Here is an 18,483-nt window from a genome sequence, read left to right as displayed (position 1 = left end):
AACAGGCACTTCCGTGCATCACACGCCACACACCACCCCGGCAGACGTGAAACCCCGAGGCTAAAGGTCGTCGTACGCTGCGCCCTATGGAGCGCACCGACGCCGAGGCCCTCGACCGCGACGACCCGCTGGCGCCGCTGCGCGACCGGTTCGACCTGCCGGACGGGCTGATCTACCTGGACGGCAACTCGCTCGGGCCGCTGCCGCGCGGCGTGGCCGAGCGGGTCGGCCGGCTGGTCGGCGCCGAGTGGCGCGACGACCTCATCACGTCGTGGAACGCGCACGGCTGGTGGGACCTCCCGGCGACGGTCGGCGCGAAGCTGGAGCGGCTGCTCGGCGCCGAGCCGGGCACCGTCGCCGTCGGCGACTCCACCAGCGTGCAACTGTTCAAGCTGCTGGTGGCGGGCGCGCGGCTGCGGCCGGACCGCCGGGTCATCGTGACCGAGCCTGGCAACTTCCCGACCGACTCCTACGTCATCGACGGCGTCGCGCGGCTGCTCGGCCTGTCGGTGCGCTGGTGGTCCGCCGCGGAGGAACCGCTCGAAGCCGTGCTGGACGACGACGTCGCCGTGGTCTCGCTCTGCCACGTCGACTACCGGCTCGGGCGCATGCACGACGGCGCCGCCGTCACCCGGGCGGTGCACGACGCCGGCGCCGTCATGCTCTGGGACCTGTGCCACTCGGCCGGCGCCGTCGCCGTCGACCTCGCCGGGTGGGCCGCCGACCTCGCCGTGGGCTGCGGCTACAAGTACCTCAACGGCGGGCCCGGCGCACCCGCGTTCGGCTACGTCGCGCCGCGCTGGCTGGGCGTCGTCGAGCAGCCGATCACCGGCTGGTTCGGGCACGCGACGCCGTTCGCGCTGGAGCGCGACTTCCGGCCGGCCGACGGCGTGCGGCGGCTGCTCAGCGGCACGACGCCGGTCATCGGCGCGGCGGTCCTCGACACCGCGCTGGACGCGTTCGACGGCGTCGCGATGGCGGACGTGCGGCGCAAGTCGCTGGCGCTCACCGACCTGTTCCTGGCGCTGGCGTCCGAGCGGCTGGCCGCGTACGGCGTCGAGGTGGAAGTGCCCCGCGACCACGCCGCCCGCGGCTCGCAGCTGTGCCTGCGGCTGCCCGAGGCGTACGGGTTGGTGCAGGCCCTCATCGCCCGCCGCGTCGTCGGCGACTTCCGCGAGCCCGACCTCGCCCGCTTCGGCGTCGCGCCGCTCTACACCCGGTTCACCGACGTGTACGACGCGGTCGAGCAGCTGGTCGCCGTCCTGGCCGCCGGCGAGCACCGCCGCCCGGAGAACGTCGCCCGCGCCGCCGTCACCTGACCCGCTCGTAGGTCGCGATGATCACGCCGGTCGTCGTCGGCACGGACTTCACCAGCTCGAACGCCGCCAGCTGGGCGCCGTCGCGGAACAGCCGGGCGCCCTCGCCGAGCACGAGCGGGTGGATCGACAGCACGAACCGGTCGACGAGGTCGAGGCGGAGCAGCGTCTGCACCAGTTCGCCGCTGCCCAGCACGCCGATGTCGCGCGGCTCCCGCTCCTTGACGGCGGCGACCTCGTCACCGCGGACGAGCACGGAGTTCTCCCAGCTCAACGGCTCGGTCAGGGTGCTGGACACGACGTACTTGGTGGCGGCGTTCAGCACCGGCGTGAACGGGTTGCCGTCGGTCTGCTTCGGCCAGAACCCCTCGAACTGCTGGTACGTGACCCGGCCGAACAGCAGCGGCCCGCCCTGCTCGCCCTGCGCCATGCCCTCGCTCATCTCCCGCATGGCGACCTCGTCGGTGTAGGGCATCGCCCAGCCGCCGTGGGTGAAGCCGCCGCGGGTGTCCTCGTCCGGCCCGGCCGGCGACTGCACCACTCCGTCCAGGCTGAGGTTCTCGATGACGGTGATCCGGCCCATGGAGTGCCTCCCTAAACTAAACCGTGTAGTAAAGTTCACTGCCATGAGCGTACCGCAGGACGAGACCCGGTCGGCCCGCAAGCACCGGGCGATCCTCGACGCCGCCACCGAGGTGTTCCTCGCCGACGGGTACGCCGGCACGACCATCGATCGCATCGCGGCCACGGCCGCCGTCTCCAAGCCGACCGTCTACAAGCACTTCGCCGACAAGCAGACGCTGTTCGCGGCGATCGTCGCCCGCACCGTCGACGAGGCGGCCGAGCCGGTGCACGCCGAGGTCGCCGCCCTGCGCGACACCGGCGACGTCGCGGCCGACCTGCGCGACCTCGCCCGCCGTCAGCTGTCCATGGTCATGCGGCCGCGGCTGCTGCGGCTGCGCCGGCTGGTCATCGGCGAGGCCGGCCGCTTCCCCGAGCTGGGCCGGCTGTTCGCCGAACGCGGCCCGGCCCGGACCATGGCCGACCTCGCGGCGGCGTTCGGCGGGCTGACCGAGCGCGGCCTGCTCGCCACCCCCGACGCCGGCCTCGCGGCGGCGCACTTCAACTGGCTGGTGATGTCGGTGCCGCTGAACAACGCCATGCTCACCGGCGACGACACTCCCCCGCCGGCCGCGCAGATCGAGCGCTACGCCGACGAGGGCGTGCGGGTCTTCCTCGCGGCCTACGGCCCCACTTCAAGTTGATCTTGGAGCAACGGCGCCATTGCTTGGCGAAATGCCCGATGAATCCCGCGATTACTCCAAGATCAACTTGGCGTGGGGCCGACGGAATCGGCCGGGCCACCCGAAGGCGGCCCGGCCGAGTCTCTCCCGATCCCTGATTGGCTCAGAGCTTCTGGTAGATCTCCCGCATGAGCCGGGCGGTCTCGCTCGGGGTCTTACCGACGGCGACGCCGGCGGCCTCGAGCGCCTCCTTCTTGGCCTGCGCCGTGCCGGACGAGCCGGACACGATGGCGCCGGCGTGGCCCATGGTCTTGCCCTCGGGCGCGGTGAAGCCGGCCACGTAGCCGACGACCGGCTTGGTGACGTGCTCCTTGATGTAAGCGGCCGCCCGCTCCTCGGCGTCGCCGCCGATCTCGCCGATCATCACGATGGCCTTGGTCTCGGGGTCGGCCTCGAACGCCTCGAGCGCGTCGATGTGCGTGGTGCCGATGACCGGGTCGCCGCCGATGCCGACGGCGGTGGAGAAGCCGATGTCGCGCAGCTCGTACATCATCTGGTAGGTCAGCGTGCCGGACTTGCTGACCAGGCCGATGGGGCCGGCGCCGGTGATGTCGGCCGGGATGATGCCGGCGTTGGACCTGCCGGGGCTGATGACGCCGGGGCAGTTGGGCCCGACGATGCGGGTCTTGTTGCCCTTCGACTGCGCGTAGGCCCAGAACTCCGCGGTGTCGTGCACCGGGATGCCCTCGGTGATGACGACCAGCAGCTCGATGCCGGCGTCGACGGCCTCGATGACGGCGTCCTTGGTGAACTTCGGCGGGACGAACGCGACCGACACGTTGGCGCCGGTCTTGTCCATCGCCTCGGTGACGGTGCCGTACACGGTGAGGACGGCTTCGGGGCTGAACTCGGTGAAGTCCAGTTCCTGGCCGGCCTTGCGGGCGTTGACGCCGCCGACGATCTTCGCGCCGGCCTTGAGCATCCGCTGCGTGTGCTTGGTGCCCTCGGCGCCGGTGATGCCCTGGACGATGATCCTGCTGTTCTCGTCGAGGAAGATTGCCATGACTCCGTCGCCCCTACTTCGCTGCCGCGAGCTCGGCCGCGCGTCGCGCGGCGCCGTCCATGGTGTCGACCTGCTCGATCAGGCCCGCGGGCGCCGTGGCGGCGAACTCCGACAGGATGCGCCGGCCCTCGACGGCGTTGTTGCCGTCGAGACGGACGACCAGCGGCTTGGTGACCTGGTCGCCGCGGCCCTCCAGCAGGCCGAACGCGTGCACGATGCCGTTGGCGACGGCGTCGCAGGCGGTGATGCCGCCGAACACGTTGACGAACACGGCCTTGACCTCGTCGTCGGACAGGATGATCTCGAGCCCGTTCGCCATCACCTCGGCCGACGCGCCGCCGCCGATGTCGAGGAAGTTGGCCGGCTTGACGCCGCCGAACTCCTCGCCCGCGTATGCGACGACGTCGAGCGTCGACATGACCAGGCCGGCGCCGTTGCCGATGATGCCGACCTCGCCGGACAGCTTGACGTAGTTGAGGTCCTTCTCCTTGGCGCGCGCCTCGAGCGGGTCGGCAGCGGCCTTGTCCTCGAACTCGGCGTGCTCCGGGTGCCGGAACGCGGCGTTCTCGTCGAGGCTGACCTTGCCGTCGAGCGCGACGACCTTGCCGTCGGGCGTCTTCACCAGCGGGTTGACCTCGACCAGCGTGGCGTCCTCGGAGGTGAACACCCTCCACAACTTCTGCAGCACGACGATGACCTGGTCGCGGACGTCACCGGTGAACCCGGCGGCGTCGGCGATCTCGGCCGCCTTCGCGGCGTCGACGCCGGCGATGGCGTCGACCGGGATGCGGGCCAGCGCATCGGGCCGCTCGACCGCCAGCTGCTCGATCTCCATGCCGCCCTCGACGCTGGCCATGGCCAGGTAGGTGCGGTTGGCGCGGTCGAGCAGGAAGGAGACGTAGTACTCCTGGTCGATGTCGCTGGCCTGGGTGACGAGCACCCGGTGGACCGTGTGGCCCTTGATGTCCATGCCGAGGATGGCCCCGGCCTTCTCGGTGGCCTCGTCGGGGGTCTCGGCCAGCTTGACGCCACCGGCCTTGCCGCGGCCGCCCGTCTTCACCTGCGCCTTGACGACCACCTGGCCGCCGATCTCGGCCGCCACCGCGCGGGCGTCCTCGGCCGTCTCGACCACGGACCCCGGCAGTACCGGGACCTCGTGCTTGGCGAAGAGCTCCTTCGCCTGGTACTCCATCAGGTCCACGCGAATCCATCCCTTGTGTCGGCCGCGATTCGAAGGGCAGCCTATCCGCCGACGTTGATCTGCCGGGTCGCGGTCTCCCCGTTCACCGTGACGGTGACGGTGGCGGCCCCGGCCCGCAGCCCCTGGATCGTGCCGGCCGCCGGGTCGATCGCGACGACGGCCCAGCGCGGCGCCGTGCCGGCCGGGCCGACGTGGACCGCGGTGCCGCCCCACTGCGCCGACACCGGCCACTGCACCGGGACGACGCGCGCGCCGTCCTGCGACACCGTCGCCGACACCGCACCAACCCCACCCGGGGCCAGCGCCGCCGGAGCCGTCAGCGTGATCGCGTCGACCCGGGCCCGCACCTCGGCCGTCAGCCAGTCGTCGTCGTTGCCATCGCCCTCGGACGGGTCCAGGCCGAGCAGCGTCCAGCCGGTGAAGCCGCCGTTGTCCGGGGTGGACGCCGGGCCCTTGCCGGAGTTGCCGTTGACGAGGAACGGCACGCCGTCGACGGAGCCGGCATCGAAGACCCCGGCGTGGGCGCCGACGAACGCTGCGGACTTGCCGCTGTCCGCCTCGAAGCCGGCCAGCCAGGTCTCCAGCATCGCGGCCTCGCGCCGGTCGGCGAGTTGGCTGTTCGCCGTCGGCAACGGGTCGTTCGGCGGGTGGTGCGCGAACACCAGCACCCCGGTGATCGCCGGGTCGCTCGCCGCCTCGTCCAGCGCCCTGCGCAGCTCGGCGATCTGGGCGAACCCGCCGCCGCGCAGCGTGCCGAACGCGGAGTTCAGCGTGATGATCCGGGTCGTGCCGTCGTCCGTGGGCAGGTCGACGGTGTGCTGGGTGGCGCCGAACTCTTCGATGAAGTTGCCGATCGGGCCGCCCTGCACCTCGTGGTTGCCGGGCACGTAATACCAGGGGAAGTCGACGCCGGTCAGTTCCTCGTCCAGCACCCGGCGGGCGAGGTCGAAGTCGATCGGCGCCGCCTCGTCGACGAGGTCGCCGTTGATGACCAGCGCGTCCGGGTCCTCGGCGACGATCTCGCGCAGCGTCCGGCGGGCGGCCTGGACGATGTCGCCGTCCGGGTCGCGCCCGACGAACTGGGAGTCGCTCATGACGGCGATGCGCTGGCCGGCGTCGTCGGCGCTGCCGTTGGTGACGATGACGGGGTCGGCGAACCGCTCGGTGGCCGGCAGCTCGACCTCGGGCGCGATCTCGACGGTGATGTCGCTGAACGCGGTCGTGCCGGTGTAGCTGCGGGCGCCGGACGCCTCGACGGCGTAGACGTCGCGGAACCGCAGCGGGTACTGGGTGCCGGCCGGGACCGGGAAGGTGAGCTGCTGCCAGCCGGTGAACGTGGTGTAGCCGCCGTTGAGCGTGAGCAGCGTGCCGCTGGGGTCGTAGACGCGCATCCGGATCCAGGTGCCCTGGCCGTCGCCGTTCACCCACGCCTTGATGGTCTGCGGCTGGCCGGGCAGGGCGAACTGCGCCGGCGGCGCGGCGTACGCGGCCCGGGTGTTCGGCCCGGTGAAGTCGTAGGTGAGCCTGATGCCGTCGCGGCCGTCCGGGCCGTCCGCCGGTGCGATGGCGCCGGTGGCGCGGGCGAAGCTGACGGTCCAGCTCGCGGCGTCGCCGAAGGTCGCGACCGGCACCTCGGTCAGGCCGACGGTGACGGCGACGCTGGTCTCGACGCCGGCCGCGGCCAGCGTGATCAGCACCGAGCCGGTCTCGACCAGCGGCCGCACGCTGAACCCGTCGCCGTCCGGCACCAGCTCGACGACGCCCTCGCCGCCGGTGACGGTGACGTCGGCCGGTTCGATCGGGGCGCGGTAGCCGTCGAGGTCGTAGCCGGTGACCGCGAGGGTGCCGGTGGCGTCGGCGCCGGCCAGCGGGAGCAGCGTCGCGGTCGGCTCCAGCCGCCGCAGCTCACCGAGCACGGTGACGTCCAGCTCCCCCTCGGCGCCCAGCACCGCGGCCTGGATGTCGGCGTCGCCCGGCGCGATACCGGTGACGACGGCGGTGTCCGGTGTGGCGCCGCGCAGCACCGACGCGACCCGCCGGTCCGACGTCGTCCACCGCGGCCGCGCCTCGACCGGCGCGAACGTCTCGTCGTGGCCGCGCGCCTCGACGGTGCGGGTGAGGCCGGGGAAGACGCGGTCGGTGTTCTCCTCGTCGCCGGCGAGGACGCGGAAGCCGTCCAGCTCGCCGGAGCCCTCGGCGGCGAACAGCGCCAGGCCGTTGGCGACCGACCTCTCGACGCCGTCGGACGGGCTGTTGACGACGGTGCGGTCGTCGGTGCCGGGATCGCGGACCACGAGCGTGGACGAGCCGCCGCCGTCGATGTTCAGGGCGTCATAGGCGCCGAGGTCGGCCATCAGCTCGGCGAACTCGGTCAGCGTCATGCCGCGCGAGTGCGCCTGCTTGCCGTCGAGGGACACCAGATACATGGTGCGGCCGTCCTCGGACAGCCCGATCGCCGTGCGGGCGGCCGGCTCGGTGTCGGTGAAGGTCCGCTGCACGCCGTCCTCGACCAGCAGGTGGTTGCCGCCGACCGCGACGACGACGTCGTCGAGGTCCGAACGCGGCGCGTACGAGACGTCGACGGTGTCGCCGGGCGCCAACGCGAGCAGCGACGTGGCACCGGCGTCGCGGCCGACCAGCACGACGGTGCCCGGCGCGATCGGCCCGGCGCCGAGCGTCGTGCCCACCGCCGTCACCACGCCGTCGACGACCGTGACCTCGGCCCGGTCGGTGGCGGCGCCGACGGTGTTCGCGCGGGTGTAGCCGCCCCACTGCGACGTGAAGACGCCGATGCCGTTCGCCGGCAGGGCGAACGTGTTCACGCCCGCGAGCCGCAGGCTGACGCCGTCGCCGGTGACCGCGGTGCCCTCCAGCACGACCTGGGCGAGCGCGGCGGCGCCGCTGCTGGACACCGCGAGCGCGTTCTCGTGGCCGTCGGTCGGGCCGGTGACCACGCCCTCGTCGCGGCTCACGCCGGCGCCGAGCGGCGCGTTGGAGTTGTTGATGTCGTAGAAGTCGCCGTTGATCGCGGCGGTCGCGCCGCTCGCCTCGGCCAGCGACCGGACCGTCGCGGTCGTCGTCACCTCGCCGGAGTACTGGTAGTCCAGCGTGGCGCCGGAGTCGAGGTCGACCTCGAGGATGCTGCCGGCGTTCCATCCGCCGTCCTCGAGCCGGGAGAACGTCGTCAGCTCCATCCCCGGCGCGATGTCCTGCCGGCCGGTGTCGACCAGGACCGACTCGCCGGGACGGGTGAGGTCGTCCGGTTCGACGGCAACGGCCGCCGGGACGACGAGCAGGCCGCTACCGAACAGGGCGGTGGCGGTGAGGGCGGCGGTGCACGCGCGATCACGTCGATTCAGCACGGAGTTCACCCCATCGAGGACGGACGACCCGTCATCGAGCGGCGGGCCGCAACTCGGTGAATTTCCGGCAAACCTTACCGAGTCAGGGCATACCAGTGCTATCGGCGGAAAGGATTTTCACGCGACGTCGGGGGTCAGGAGGCCTGCGCGCGGTCACGCAGAGTGTCGACCCACTCGACGATCTCCCGGGTCGACGCGCCCGGGGTGAACACGCGGGCGACGCCCAGCTCCGTCAGCAGCGGGATGTCGGCGCCGGGGATGATGCCGCCGCCGAACACCACGATGTCGCTGGCGTCGCGCTCGGCCAGCAGTTCGAGCACGCGCTTGAACAGCGTCATGTGCGCGCCGGACAGGATGGACAGCCCGACGGCGTCGGCGTCCTCCTGGATGGCGGCCTCGACGATCTGCTCCGGCGTCTGGTGCAACCCGGTGTAGACGACCTCGACACCGGCGTCACGCAGCGCACGCGCCACCACCTTGGCGCCGCGGTCGTGCCCGTCGAGACCGGGCTTCGCGACCACGACGCGCAGGGGACGTACGTCCGCCATGACTACCTCCAGGAACAACGCTGATCCGACGGATGTTGTCGACAGTACCTGCAGACGAGGTGCCCACCGTCCGTTCGGTGGAGGCCGACTCGTCAGGGTGGATGAACGCGGCCCAATGTGATGCAGATCACATGTCACAGAGCGTCACGAACCTTGCGTCCACAACGTTGATCAAGGTTTCACCGTCCACCGAGGTCACGACCCGATTACGGGCTACGCAGGGTCGCTTCCGGCGTCACAGTCCGTGATCACGTGGCAAAACGCTGGGAGGAGGCGTTTGGCAGGACCCCTAGGGGGCGGTTAGTGTCCACCGAGTCCTTGTCCCCGGCGAAAGGTCCTGGCGTGTCGCAACGCTCCGGCAGCGGGCGTCACCGTAGCCGCCGCAGGCACGTCAGTGTCCCGTCGGTGGTCGGCTCCGTAGCGGTAGCAGCAGCGGCGTCCGGCGCCCTGGCCATGCCTCACGCGGTCGGTTCGTCCGACGGCTCGGACGGACTCAACGCCGTCGCGCAGCGCCCCCAGGAGGCGGGTCACCCGACCGAGGGCGGCGCACTCGACACCCTGGTCGCCGCGGAGCAGTCGCTCGCGGCCGAGACCGGCGAGGTCGCGCAGGAGGCGCACACCCGCATCGTCGAGCAGCAGCGCATCGAGGCCGCCGAAGAGGCCGCCCGCGCTGAGCGCGAGTCCAAGCGCTGGCTGCTCCCGGTCGACAACTACCGCATCACCGCCGGCTTCGGCGCCGGCGGCTCCATGTGGTCCAACCGCCACACCGGCCTCGACTTCGCCGCCCCGACCGGCACCGAGGTCAGGACCATCTCCTCCGGCGAGATCATCTTCGCCGGCTACGACGGCCCGTACGGCAACAAGATCGTCGTCGAGCACTGGGACGGTACGCAGACCTGGTACTGCCACCTCTCCCGCTTCGTCCTCCGCTCCGGCGAGGTCGCACCCGGCGAGGTCATCGGCCGCGTCGGCTCCACCGGCAACTCCACCGGGCCGCACCTGCACCTCGAGGTCCACCCCGGCGGCGGCGACCCGGTCAACCCCCGCTCCTGGCTCCAGGAGCAGGGCGTCGACGTCTGACGCTTCGGTGGGATCGCCATGATCATCGGCGATCACCGGAGCCAGGACGCCAGTGATCGTCGATGATCATGGGGACGCGGCGTCGCCACAGCAGGGGACGGCCAACGTCACTCCCCCGGCGAACCGGCGGGTGGTCGAGGGGATCGTCTATCGCTACCGGACCGGGATCCCGTGGCGTGACCCGCCGCGCGAGGAGTTCGGGCCATGGAAAACGGTGTGGATGCGGCACCGCCGGTATGCCGGTGACGGGACCTGGGACCGCGTGCCCTGCACGCCTGCTGTCGCATGCCGACGCCATCGGACAGATCGATTGGAACGTGTCGGTGGACGCGACGATCAGCCGTGCCCACCAGCACGGCACCAACACCTCGCGACCGGAGCAGGACACAGGGGGCGACGTCGAACTACCCGCCGACAGCGACCGGGTTCGTCCACAGCCCGCTCGGGGGTGAGCGTGAGCCTACTGGTCACGGGATCGGTCGCTCGCGCGGCGGACTGACCACGAAGATCCACGCGGCGGTCGACGGGCGCGGTCGCCCGCTCGCGATCGTGGTCACCGGTGGGCAGCGCAACGACGGCGCGGTGCTCGTAGACGTGCTGGCAGATATCCGCGTCCCACGCCTGGGACCAGGACGGCCACGTACTCGTCCCGACACCGTGATCGCCGCGGATGCTCGCCGGCCGGGGCATCAAGGCGGTGATCCCGCAGAAGAAGGACGAGACCGCCGCCCGCCAGCGCAAGGGTTCCGCCGGCGGGCGCCCACCGACGCTGGACGCCGTGACCTACAAGGGGCGCAACGTCGTCGAACGCTGCGTCGCCCTGGCCAAACAGTGGCGCGCCTTGGCCACCCGCTACGACAAGCTCGCCATCACTTACCGAGCCACCGTCCAGCTCTCAGCGTGCATCACCTGGACACGCATCTAGGAGACGTGCCCTAGCGAAGCGCGTTCAGTTCGTCGAGGGCGCGATGGCCGCGCTTGACCACCCCTGAAACGACATCGTGGCGCCCGTGACGGATGGGGATCTCGAGCATGTGGAGGATGTGTGTCGCTGCGAGCACCGCCGCCCCCTCCCAGCCGACCAGGTCGAGGATTCTCGTCCACAGCCGCCTTCGGACGTCGTCCAGCGGCGGATCCTGGAAGGTGTACCACACGAGGGTGGTGAGATCGGTCGCCCGCGTGCCGCTACCTGCGTTCCCGATATCCACGACCGCCACCACCGCTCCGTCACGGACCAGGACATTGCTGGGGGTCGAGAGATCGGCATGGACCATGTCAGGTGCCTCCCGTGGTGGTGGGACGTCGGCACACACGAGCCGCAGGCGCTCGACCAAGGCCGACACCACGGAGGAATACGCCGAGAGCCTGGCCACGGACTGGCGGAGAAGCGACTGCTCCGGCGTCTCGTTGACATCCAGCCCGGCGACAGCCGATTCCTGACCGGTGGCGACCCGCCACGCGTACGACCAGTGGTCGTAGGGCTCGGAGGCTTGGCCGGCCTGGAGTTCGATGATCTCCATCAGCTGCTCAACGAGGGACGGGGTCAGCTCTGGCGCGGGAGCCGCGTCAACGAAGTCCATCAGATGCCATACATGAGTGGCTGTGGCCCCCACTCCGAGCCAGGCCGGGGTGGGATAGTCGCGCCTACGCATGTGCTCGACCACTCTCTGGGCTCGCAACGTCTCGTCCAGGTGGTTGGGGTGTGCCCGGGGCACTGCTTTGAGAACTGCATGTGCCCGTCCGGCCAACTGGACGCGCATGGCACCCCCATTGACGCCTCCGGGTAGGCGACCGAGAAGAGTGACCTCTGCCCCGACCACGCTGGCCACAGCGTCCAGGACCTCGGCCGGCAGCTCTTCGGGATGGGTGCCCTGGCTCATCGGCACGTGGCCGCAACGGCGGGAGCACAGCACATGCACAGCACATTACGGCCGAACTGGCCGGTCCATCCATCGCCGGGGACCGGAGGACGGATCGTCGCGAGGCCGCCCCGAACGCGCTTGCGAACACACCCACGCCCGCACCGTCGACCGGTCCGATCGGCGCCCGCCTCAGCGCGTTTCGACTTGACCCCACCATGATGGTCAGGTGCGGTTCGTCCTCAGCGCCGGTGTCCTCGCGGTCGGCGTGGTCTCCGCCAGGGCGTCACGCACTGAGGAGACGTGCCCTAGCCGAGTTCGTCGGCCAGCTCCAGCCAGCGCTCCTCCAGCGCGGCCCGCTCGTCGTGCACCGACCGTAGTTCGGTGTCGAGCGCCAGCACCTTCTCGTGGTCCGTCGCGTTGTCGGCGATGCGCTCGTGCAGCGTCTTCTCGCGCCGCTCCAGCTTCTCGAGGTCGCGCTCGACGCGGGTGATCTCTTTGCGCGTCGCCCGGCTGTCGCCCGAGCGGGCCCGCGCGACCGGCGCCGCGGCCTGCTCCACCTGCTCGCGACGCAGCTCCAGGTACTGGTCCACCCCGCGCGGGAGCTGGACGACCTGCCCGTCGCCCAGCAGCGCCCAGACGGCGTCGGTGACGCGCTCGAGGAACCAGCGGTCGTGGCTGACGACGACCAGCGAGCCGGCCCAGCCGTCCAGCACGTCCTCCAGGACGTTCAAGGTCTCGACATCGAGGTCGTTGGTCGGCTCGTCGAGCAGCAGCACGTTCGGCTCGCTCATCAGCAACCGCAGCAGCTGCAGCCGGCGCCGCTCGCCACCGGACAGGTCGCCGACGACGGTCCACTGGCGCTGTCCGGCGAACCCGAACCGCTCCAGCATCTGCCCGGCCGTGACGGTGTCGCCGCCGCCCAGCTGCACCTCGCGGCGGACCTCCTCGACCGTCTCCAGCACTCGCTTGGCCGGGTCGAGGTCGACCACCTCCTGATCGAGGTGCGCGACGGCGACGGTGCGGCCGATCTTCACCCGGCCGGCGTCGGGCGCGAGCGAGCCGTCGAGCAGCCGCAGCAGCGTCGTCTTGCCGGAGCCGTTGACGCCGACGATGCCGGCGCGGTCGCCGGGGCCGAGCCGCCACGTGACGTGGTCGAGCAGGGTCCGGCCGCCGAGCGACACGGTGACGTCCTCGGCGTCGAACACGCTCTTGCCCAGCCGCGTGGTCGCCATCTTGGCCAGCTCGTACCGGTCGCGAGCCGGCGGCTCGTTCTCGATCAGGGCGTTGGCGGCGGCGATGCGGAAGCGCGGCTTGGACGTCCGCGCGGGCGGGCCGCGGCGCAGCCAGGCCAGCTCCTTGCGCAGCAGGTTCTGCCGCCGCGATTCGTCGGCGGCGGCCAGCCGGACCCGTTCGGCCCGGGCCAGGACGTACTCGGCGTAGCCGCCCTCGTAGGAGTGGACGGCGCCGTCGGCGACCTCCCACGTGGTGGTGGCGACGGTGTCGAGCAGCCACCGGTCGTGCGTCACCATGACGAGAGTTCGATTTCCCGCCGCGAGATACTTCGACAACCAGTCGATCGCCTCGACGTCCAGGTGGTTGGTCGGCTCGTCCAGCAGCACGAGGTCGTCGTCGCCCATCAGCAGGCTTGCCAGCGCGACCCGGCGGCGCTCGCCACCGGACAGCGGGCCGACGAGCGCGTCCATCGACAGGCCGGGCACCAGGTGCGCCAGCACGTCACGGATGCGGGCGTCGCCGGCCCACTCGTGCGTCGCGCGGTCGCCGATGACGGTCTGGCCGATCGTCGCGGCCGGGTCGAGCTCGTCGCCCTGGCCGAGTCGGCCGATGCGCAGGCCGCCGGTGCGGCTGGCCCGGCCGGAGTCGACCTGCTCGAGCCCGGCCAGCACGCGCAGCAGTGTGGACTTGCCGCTGCCGTTGCGCCCGACGACGCCCACGCGGTCGCCGTCGGCGACACCGAGCGAGACGCCGTCGAGGATGAACCGGGTGCCGTAGGCCAGCGAGGCAGACTCGAGGTTGATGAGGTTACGGGGCGCCATATCCGCACCAGTTTCTCACGCCGGGCAGTAGTGCCTGTTCTTGCCGCCCACCTGCTCGAGCCGGTGCTCGGACATCGGGTGGTGACACAGCGGGCACTCGACCACGCGCGCCGGCCGCGGCGGCGGCGCGTCGTCCTGGCGGCCGAGGTCGGCCGGGCCCAGCAACGGCATCAGCACCTCGGTGAGCCGGCCGTACCACGGCAGCTTTCGCTTCTTCACCCTTAATAGTTAGCACACTAATCAATCGCGTGCGATAGAGTGTGACCATGACGACAGACCTCGGCGACGATCCGCTGGCCCTGGACCGTCAGGTCTGTTTCGCCCTGGCCGTCGCCGCCCGCAGCGTCATCGGCCTGTATCGCCCGCTGCTCGAGCCGATGGGCCTGACCCACCCGCAGTACCTCGTCATGCTGGCGCTGTGGGAGCGCGAGCCGCGCTCCGTCAAGGACCTCAGCAGCACCCTGCAACTGGAGTCCGCCACGCTGTCACCGCTGCTCAAGCGGCTGGAGGCGGCCCGCTACCTCTCGCGGCGGCGCAGCGCCGACGACGAACGGCTGCTGGTGGTCGAGCTGACCGACGCCGGCCGGGCGCTGCGCGACGACGCCGAGAAGATCCCCTACGCCGTCGTCGAGCGGCTCGGCCTGCCGGTCGCGGAGCTCGAGCGCCTGCACGGCTCGCTCACCCGGGTGATCAGCGCGGCGACGTCTCCGGAGTGAGGTCGACGGCGTCGAGGTGCGCCCGTTGCCCATCGTGGTCGAGGATCGTGAGCACCTCCGCCGGCCCCTCGTGCGCGACGATCGCGTGCGGCGCCATGGTCGAGAACTGCGCCGCCTGACCGGTCGCCACCAGCACTACCCGCTCCCCCAGGTACAGCCGGATCGTCCCCGACAGCACGGTGAACCAGTCGTGCCCCGGGTGCACGCGCAGCTGCTTCGGCCGGGTCAGCCGGGTGATCCGCATCTTGGCGACGGTCAGCCCGTGCGGCCCGTCGTCGCGGGTCAGCTGCCAGATCGTCGCGCCGTGCCCGCGGTCGTGCCGCGGCCGGATGACGACGTCGGCGTCGTCGACCGGCTCGACCAGGTGGTCCAGCGTGGTGTCGAGGGCACGCGCGATCGGCACCAGCTGGTCGATCGAGATGCGCCGGGCGCCGGTCTCGATGCGGCTCAGCGTCGACGGGCTCAGGTGGCAGCGGGCCGCCAGCGCGTCCAGCGACCACCCCTTGGCCTGGCGCAGTCCGCGGATCCGGGCCCGGATCACCGCGTCGACATCGACCTCACCTTGCGTCATCAGCAAGACTCTATGCGATCAGCGCATCAGTCGCCTAGCGTCGGCGGTATGAGCCACGACCACGAGGACACCTCGCTCGCCGACCTGATAGACCTCGACGGCGACGTGCTGCACGCGTACTGGGACGACGCCATGGGGTACGTGCGCCGCGCGGCCGACGGCGACCGGCCACGGCGGATCGTCGACCTCGGCGCCGGGACCGGCGTCGGCACGGTGCAGCTGGCGCACCGCTTCGCCGGCGCCGAGGTGATCGCCGTCGACGCCTCCGCCGAGATGCTGCACCGCGTCCGCGCGAAGGCGCTGGACCACGGGCTGGCCGACCGCGTCACCACGGTCCACGCCGACCTCGACGAGGACTGGCCGGTCCCCGGCCCGGTCGACGTCACATGGGCGTCGCTGTCGCTGCACCACCTGACCGACCCCGACCGCGTCCTGCGCGACGTCCACGCCGCCACCCGCCCGGGCGGGCTGATCGCCGTCGCCGAGTTCCCGGTGCAGCTCCGGTTCCTGGGCGACGAGGCCGGGGCGGCACTGGAGACGCGGCTGCTGGAGCTGCTCGGGCGGCATCAGGCGGAACGGCTGCCGGAGCTGGGGTCGGACTGGGCGGCCCGGCTGACAGCGGCCGGGTTCACGCTGCTGGACGAGCGGACGTTCGACATCGACCTCGCGCCCGCCCCACCGGCCGCAGCGGACTACGCGGCGCTCTGGTTCGGCCGGGTGGCCCGGCACGCCGACGACCTCACCCCCGCCGACGCGGCCGCCCTCGCCGCCCTTCTCGACGGTGACGGGCCGGGCTCGCTGCGCCGCCGCGAGCTGCGGATCCGCGGCGCCCGCACCGTCACCCTCGCCCGCCGCTGAGCGCGTCCACCCGCCCCTTCCCCGAGTTGATCTTGGAGAAAGTGCGCCGCCTTTCCGGCATTTTCGGACCCGCGATCCCCGTTTACTCCAAGATCAACTTGGCGAGGCGGGGAGGCGGCCGCTGGTCGGCTCCGTCCACGAGCCCCGAACCTCACCGAGCCCGCGCAGCGCCGTCCGCCAGGGGTGATCCGGCAGCGTCAGCGCGAGCGCGTCGTCCAGCCAGGCCCGGGCCGCGGGATCGAGCTCGGGCAGCACGACGGCGGCGTCGGTCTCGTCCTTGGGCCGCCGCCCCTTCGCCTTGTAGAACAGCTGGATCTCCGGGCGCAGGTAGGGCAGCCCATCGGCGCTGCGGCGCCCGATCGACGCCACCGGCGCGCGGACCCGGGCGTCGCGGCGCGACGTCCAGAGCGGGCCGGACGCGTCGTCGACCATGAACTGCAGCTCCCACGCCGGCGAGGACGGGCGCCGGCACCAGATGTCGTGGACGTGCGCCGGCAGCGGCTCACCGGCCGGCCACGGGCGCAGCGAGCCGGGCGGGTCAGCGGCCCACAGCTCCCAGCCGGCCAGCGCCCCGTGCAGCTCGTCCGACTGCGGGCGCAGCACCAGCACGTCGACGTCGTCGTGCGGGCGCCAGGACCGGCCCAGGGCCAGCTCGAGGGCGTACCCGCCGGCAATCCACCACGGCCCGGCCCAGCCGGCCAGCTCGGCGGCGACGGCGGACGGGGTCAGCGGCGCCCAGCTGCCCAGCGGCGGATGCTCCGGCACGACGCCTCAGCCGACGTCGGCCGGGCCGGTGACGGCGACGGCGCGGGCACAGGTGCCCGATGCGGCGAGCGAGACGGCCAGGGCGCCCGCGGACTCGGCGTCGCGGGCCAGGAAGACGCACGTGGGGCCGGAACCGGACACGATGCCGGCCAGCGCGCCCGCCTCGTGCCCGGCCCGCAGCGTGTCGCGCAGCGCCGGACGCAGCGCCAGCGCCGCCTCCTGCAGGTCGTTGTGCAGCAGCCCGGCCAGCGCGTCGACGTCGCCGGCCGCGAGCGCCGCCAGCAGCTCGCCGGGCACCGCCGGCGCCGGCACCTTGCGATCTGAGCGCAGGTCGTCCAGCCGCCGGTAGACCTCGGGGGTGGACAGCCCGCCGTCGGCCGTCGCCAGCACCCAGTGCGGCGCGGCGCCGACCGGCACCGGGCGCAGCCGCTCGCCGCGCCCCGTCCCGACAGCGGTCCCGCCGATGAGCGAGAACGGCACGTCACTGCCGAGCCCGGCGGCGACGGCGGACAGCCGCGACTCAGGCATCCGCAACCCCCAGAGCCGGTCGCAAGCCAGCAGCGCGCCCGCGGCGTCGGCGCTGCCACCGGCCAGCCCGGCGGCGACCGGGATGTCCTTGTGCACCCGCAGCAGTGCCCCGCTGCGCAGCCGGGCCCGGCGGGCCAGGGCCCGGGCGGCGCGGACGGCGAGGTTGGACTCGTCGGCGGGGGTGTGCTCGGCGTAAGGCCCGGTGACGTGGACGGAGACGGCGTCGGCGTGGACGGCCGAGATCTCGTCGTAGAGCGAGACGGCGTGGAAGACGGTCGCGAGTTCGTGGAAGCCGTCGGAGCGAACCGGCCCGACTGACAGCGTCAGATTGATCTTCGCCGGGACGCGGGCGATCACCTTCAGCACCAGCGAGACCCTACCGGATATACCGGGTCATGAGGTGCCAGAAGGGTTGATTGTAGAGCGCGCCGCGGCGATCTTGGCGAAGTCGTCGACGGTGAGCTGTTCGCCGCGTACGCGGGGGTCGACACCGGCCGCCGCGAGCACCGTCTCGGCGGCCACGGCGGAGCCGGCCCAGCCGCTCAGCGCGGCCCGCAGCGTCTTGCGCCGCTGGGCGAACGCGGCGTCGACGACGGCGAAGACGGCGGCCCGCTCGGCCGGGTCGCGCTCCGCGCCGGACGGGCGCCGCTCCAGGAGTACCAGCCCGGAGTCGACGTTCGGCGCCGGCCAGAACACGGTGCGGCCCACCGAGCCGGCCGACGACACCGTCCCGTACCACGCCGCCTTCACCGACGGGACGCCGTACGTGCGCGACCCCGGCGGGGCGGCCAGCCGGTCGGCGACCTCCTTCTGCACCATCACCAGGACCCGCGAGAGGCTCGGGAACGTCTCCAGCAGGTGCAGCAGCACCGGCACCGACACGTTGTACGGCAGGTTGGCCACCAGCGCCGTCGGCGCCGGCCCGGGCAGCTCGGTGACGCGCAGCGCGTCGGCCGGCACCACCTCGAGGCGCCGTGCCACGCCGGGTGCGTACTCGGCCACCGTCGACGGCAGCCGCGCCGCCAGCGCGGGGTCGACCTCGACCGCCACCACGCGGCCGACGACCGGCAGCAGCGCCAGCGTCAGCGAGCCCAGCCCGGGCCCGACCTCGACGACGACGTCGTCGGCGCCGACCCCGGCGACCCGGACGATGCGCCGCACGGTGTTGGGGTCGATGACGAAGTTCTGGCCCAGCGCCTTGGTCGGCCGCAGCCCGAGCTCGGCCGCCAGACGGCGAACGTCCGCCGGCCCCAGGAATCTGGAGCCGGCGGACGTCTCGTCGTTCTGCACTGCCCGAGCCTATAGCCCGGCGGTG

At 72.3% G+C, this 18,483-nt stretch carries 17 protein-coding genes and 1 pseudogene; 6 read left to right on the top strand and 12 right to left on the bottom strand.

Annotation, left to right across the window (positions count from 1 at the left end; translation table 11 throughout):
- Nucleotides 1-86 precede the first annotated feature (86 nt).
- A complete protein-coding gene (kynU, locus tag ACW62_RS26545; protein ID WP_053207125.1) occupies nucleotides 87-1,319 on the top strand; it encodes a kynureninase in 1,233 nt (410 codons plus the stop codon).
- Here kynU and ACW62_RS26540 read toward each other — a convergent pair.
- Nucleotides 1,312-1,899, bottom strand: coding sequence for a dihydrofolate reductase family protein (locus ACW62_RS26540; protein WP_053207124.1), 588 nt, complete (start codon nucleotides 1,897-1,899; stop codon nucleotides 1,312-1,314). The two genes, kynU and ACW62_RS26540, sit on opposite strands and share 8 nt — an antisense overlap.
- A gap of 43 nt (nucleotides 1,900-1,942) precedes the next feature.
- On the opposite strand from ACW62_RS26540, the gene ACW62_RS26535 reads away from it, so the two are divergent.
- Nucleotides 1,943-2,581, top strand: coding sequence for a TetR/AcrR family transcriptional regulator (locus tag ACW62_RS26535; RefSeq protein ID WP_053207123.1), 639 nt, complete (start codon nucleotides 1,943-1,945; stop codon nucleotides 2,579-2,581).
- 142 nt (nucleotides 2,582-2,723) lie between these two features.
- Here the strand turns inward: ACW62_RS26535 and sucD are convergent, their stop codons facing one another.
- The 4 genes from sucD to ACW62_RS26515 all read right to left on the bottom strand — a co-directional run bounded on the left by sucD (nucleotide 2,724) and on the right by ACW62_RS26515 (nucleotide 8,734).
- Nucleotides 2,724-3,623 carry a succinate--CoA ligase subunit alpha gene (gene sucD / locus ACW62_RS26530; RefSeq protein ID WP_053207122.1) on the bottom strand — a complete coding sequence of 300 codons (900 nt, stop codon included), beginning with the start codon at nucleotides 3,621-3,623 and terminating at the stop codon, nucleotides 2,724-2,726.
- 13 nt (nucleotides 3,624-3,636) lie between these two features.
- Complete coding sequence (sucC, locus tag ACW62_RS26525; RefSeq protein WP_053207121.1) at nucleotides 3,637-4,824, bottom strand: ADP-forming succinate--CoA ligase subunit beta; 1,188 nt, start codon at nucleotides 4,822-4,824, stop codon at nucleotides 3,637-3,639.
- A 41-nt stretch (nucleotides 4,825-4,865) separates the two neighbouring features.
- Nucleotides 4,866-8,186 carry a phosphodiester glycosidase family protein gene (locus ACW62_RS26520; protein WP_157574995.1) on the bottom strand — a complete coding sequence of 1,107 codons (3,321 nt, stop codon included), beginning with the start codon at nucleotides 8,184-8,186 and terminating at the stop codon, nucleotides 4,866-4,868.
- A 134-nt stretch (nucleotides 8,187-8,320) separates the two neighbouring features.
- Nucleotides 8,321-8,734: a cobalamin B12-binding domain-containing protein gene (locus ACW62_RS26515; protein ID WP_053207119.1), complete on the bottom strand. Its 414-nt coding sequence runs from the start codon at nucleotides 8,732-8,734 to the stop codon at nucleotides 8,321-8,323.
- Nucleotides 8,735-9,139: 405 nt separating this feature from the next.
- Between ACW62_RS26515 and ACW62_RS26510 the strand changes: the two genes are divergently transcribed.
- Both ACW62_RS26510 and ACW62_RS36640 read left to right on the top strand, forming a co-directional pair.
- Nucleotides 9,140-9,814, top strand: coding sequence for a M23 family metallopeptidase (locus tag ACW62_RS26510; RefSeq protein ID WP_157574994.1), 675 nt, complete (start codon nucleotides 9,140-9,142; stop codon nucleotides 9,812-9,814).
- 121 nt (nucleotides 9,815-9,935) lie between these two features.
- Nucleotides 9,936-10,739, top strand: a pseudogene (locus ACW62_RS36640) (IS5 family transposase); the annotation flags it as partial.
- Nucleotides 10,740-10,749: 10 nt separating this feature from the next.
- Here ACW62_RS36640 and ACW62_RS26500 read toward each other — a convergent pair.
- The 3 genes from ACW62_RS26500 to ACW62_RS26490 all read right to left on the bottom strand — a co-directional run bounded on the left by ACW62_RS26500 (nucleotide 10,750) and on the right by ACW62_RS26490 (nucleotide 13,949).
- Nucleotides 10,750-11,694, bottom strand: coding sequence for a phosphotransferase family protein (locus ACW62_RS26500; RefSeq protein ID WP_053207117.1), 945 nt, complete (start codon nucleotides 11,692-11,694; stop codon nucleotides 10,750-10,752).
- A gap of 287 nt (nucleotides 11,695-11,981) precedes the next feature.
- Nucleotides 11,982-13,730 carry an ABC-F family ATP-binding cassette domain-containing protein gene (locus tag ACW62_RS26495; RefSeq protein WP_053207116.1) on the bottom strand — a complete coding sequence of 583 codons (1,749 nt, stop codon included), beginning with the start codon at nucleotides 13,728-13,730 and terminating at the stop codon, nucleotides 11,982-11,984.
- Between the two features lie 15 nt (nucleotides 13,731-13,745).
- Entirely contained in the window at nucleotides 13,746-13,949 is a 204-nt protein-coding gene (locus ACW62_RS26490; protein ID WP_053207115.1) for a hypothetical protein, read from the bottom strand.
- Nucleotides 13,950-13,996: 47 nt separating this feature from the next.
- Between ACW62_RS26490 and ACW62_RS26485 the strand changes: the two genes are divergently transcribed.
- Nucleotides 13,997-14,446, top strand: coding sequence for a MarR family winged helix-turn-helix transcriptional regulator (locus tag ACW62_RS26485; protein ID WP_053207138.1), 450 nt, complete (start codon nucleotides 13,997-13,999; stop codon nucleotides 14,444-14,446).
- On the opposite strand, the gene ACW62_RS26480 is transcribed toward ACW62_RS26485, so the two are convergent.
- Nucleotides 14,421-15,017 carry a helix-turn-helix domain-containing protein gene (locus tag ACW62_RS26480; RefSeq protein WP_053207114.1) on the bottom strand — a complete coding sequence of 199 codons (597 nt, stop codon included), beginning with the start codon at nucleotides 15,015-15,017 and terminating at the stop codon, nucleotides 14,421-14,423. The genes ACW62_RS26485 and ACW62_RS26480 overlap by 26 nt on opposite strands.
- A 48-nt stretch (nucleotides 15,018-15,065) precedes the next feature.
- Between ACW62_RS26480 and ACW62_RS26475 the strand changes: the two genes are divergently transcribed.
- On the top strand, nucleotides 15,066-15,875 hold the full coding sequence (locus ACW62_RS26475; protein ID WP_053207113.1) for a class I SAM-dependent methyltransferase: 810 nt from the start codon (nucleotides 15,066-15,068) through the stop codon (nucleotides 15,873-15,875).
- Between the two features lie 93 nt (nucleotides 15,876-15,968).
- Here ACW62_RS26475 and ACW62_RS26470 read toward each other — a convergent pair whose 3' ends face one another.
- Genes ACW62_RS26470 through rsmA form a run of 3 tightly spaced genes read right to left on the bottom strand, consistent with a single transcriptional unit; the run spans nucleotide 15,969 to nucleotide 18,458 of the window.
- Nucleotides 15,969-16,640, bottom strand: coding sequence for a nucleotidyltransferase domain-containing protein (locus ACW62_RS26470; RefSeq protein ID WP_205629624.1), 672 nt, complete (start codon nucleotides 16,638-16,640; stop codon nucleotides 15,969-15,971).
- Nucleotides 16,641-16,646: 6 nt separating this feature from the next.
- Nucleotides 16,647-17,531 (bottom strand): 4-(cytidine 5'-diphospho)-2-C-methyl-D-erythritol kinase, encoded by an 885-nt coding sequence (locus tag ACW62_RS26465; protein ID WP_053207137.1) that lies wholly within the window; start codon nucleotides 17,529-17,531, stop codon nucleotides 16,647-16,649.
- A gap of 30 nt (nucleotides 17,532-17,561) precedes the next feature.
- Nucleotides 17,562-18,458, bottom strand: coding sequence for a 16S rRNA (adenine(1518)-N(6)/adenine(1519)-N(6))-dimethyltransferase RsmA (rsmA, locus tag ACW62_RS26460; RefSeq protein WP_053207112.1), 897 nt, complete (start codon nucleotides 18,456-18,458; stop codon nucleotides 17,562-17,564).
- Between the last annotated feature and the right edge of the window lie 25 nt (nucleotides 18,459-18,483).

The sequence above is a fragment of the Jiangella muralis genome (assembly GCF_001270745.1).
In the GTDB taxonomy this organism is placed as follows: Bacteria; Actinomycetota; Actinomycetes; order Jiangellales; family Jiangellaceae; genus Jiangella; species Jiangella muralis.
This window is presented reverse-complemented; position numbering and strand designations above follow the sequence as displayed.

Excerpts from the sequence above, each read along its gene's own strand:
- sucD (WP_053207122.1), bottom strand. The coding sequence starts at position 3,623 with ATGGCAATCTTCCTCGACGAGAACAGCAGGATCATCGTCCAGGGCATC.
- ACW62_RS26535 (WP_053207123.1), top strand. The coding sequence starts at position 1,943 with ATGAGCGTACCGCAGGACGAGACCCGGTCGGCCCGCAAGCACCGGGCG.
- kynU (WP_053207125.1), top strand. The coding sequence starts at position 87 with ATGGAGCGCACCGACGCCGAGGCCCTCGACCGCGACGACCCGCTGGCG.
- ACW62_RS26515 (WP_053207119.1), bottom strand. The coding sequence starts at position 8,734 with ATGGCGGACGTACGTCCCCTGCGCGTCGTGGTCGCGAAGCCCGGTCTC.
- ACW62_RS26500 (WP_053207117.1), bottom strand. The coding sequence starts at position 11,694 with ATGAGCCAGGGCACCCATCCCGAAGAGCTGCCGGCCGAGGTCCTGGAC.
- ACW62_RS26475 (WP_053207113.1), top strand. The coding sequence starts at position 15,066 with ATGAGCCACGACCACGAGGACACCTCGCTCGCCGACCTGATAGACCTC.
- ACW62_RS26485 (WP_053207138.1), top strand. The coding sequence starts at position 13,997 with ATGACGACAGACCTCGGCGACGATCCGCTGGCCCTGGACCGTCAGGTC.
- ACW62_RS26540 (WP_053207124.1), bottom strand. The coding sequence starts at position 1,899 with ATGGGCCGGATCACCGTCATCGAGAACCTCAGCCTGGACGGAGTGGTG.
- ACW62_RS26480 (WP_053207114.1), bottom strand. The coding sequence starts at position 15,017 with ATGACGCAAGGTGAGGTCGATGTCGACGCGGTGATCCGGGCCCGGATC.
- ACW62_RS26495 (WP_053207116.1), bottom strand. The coding sequence starts at position 13,730 with ATGGCGCCCCGTAACCTCATCAACCTCGAGTCTGCCTCGCTGGCCTAC.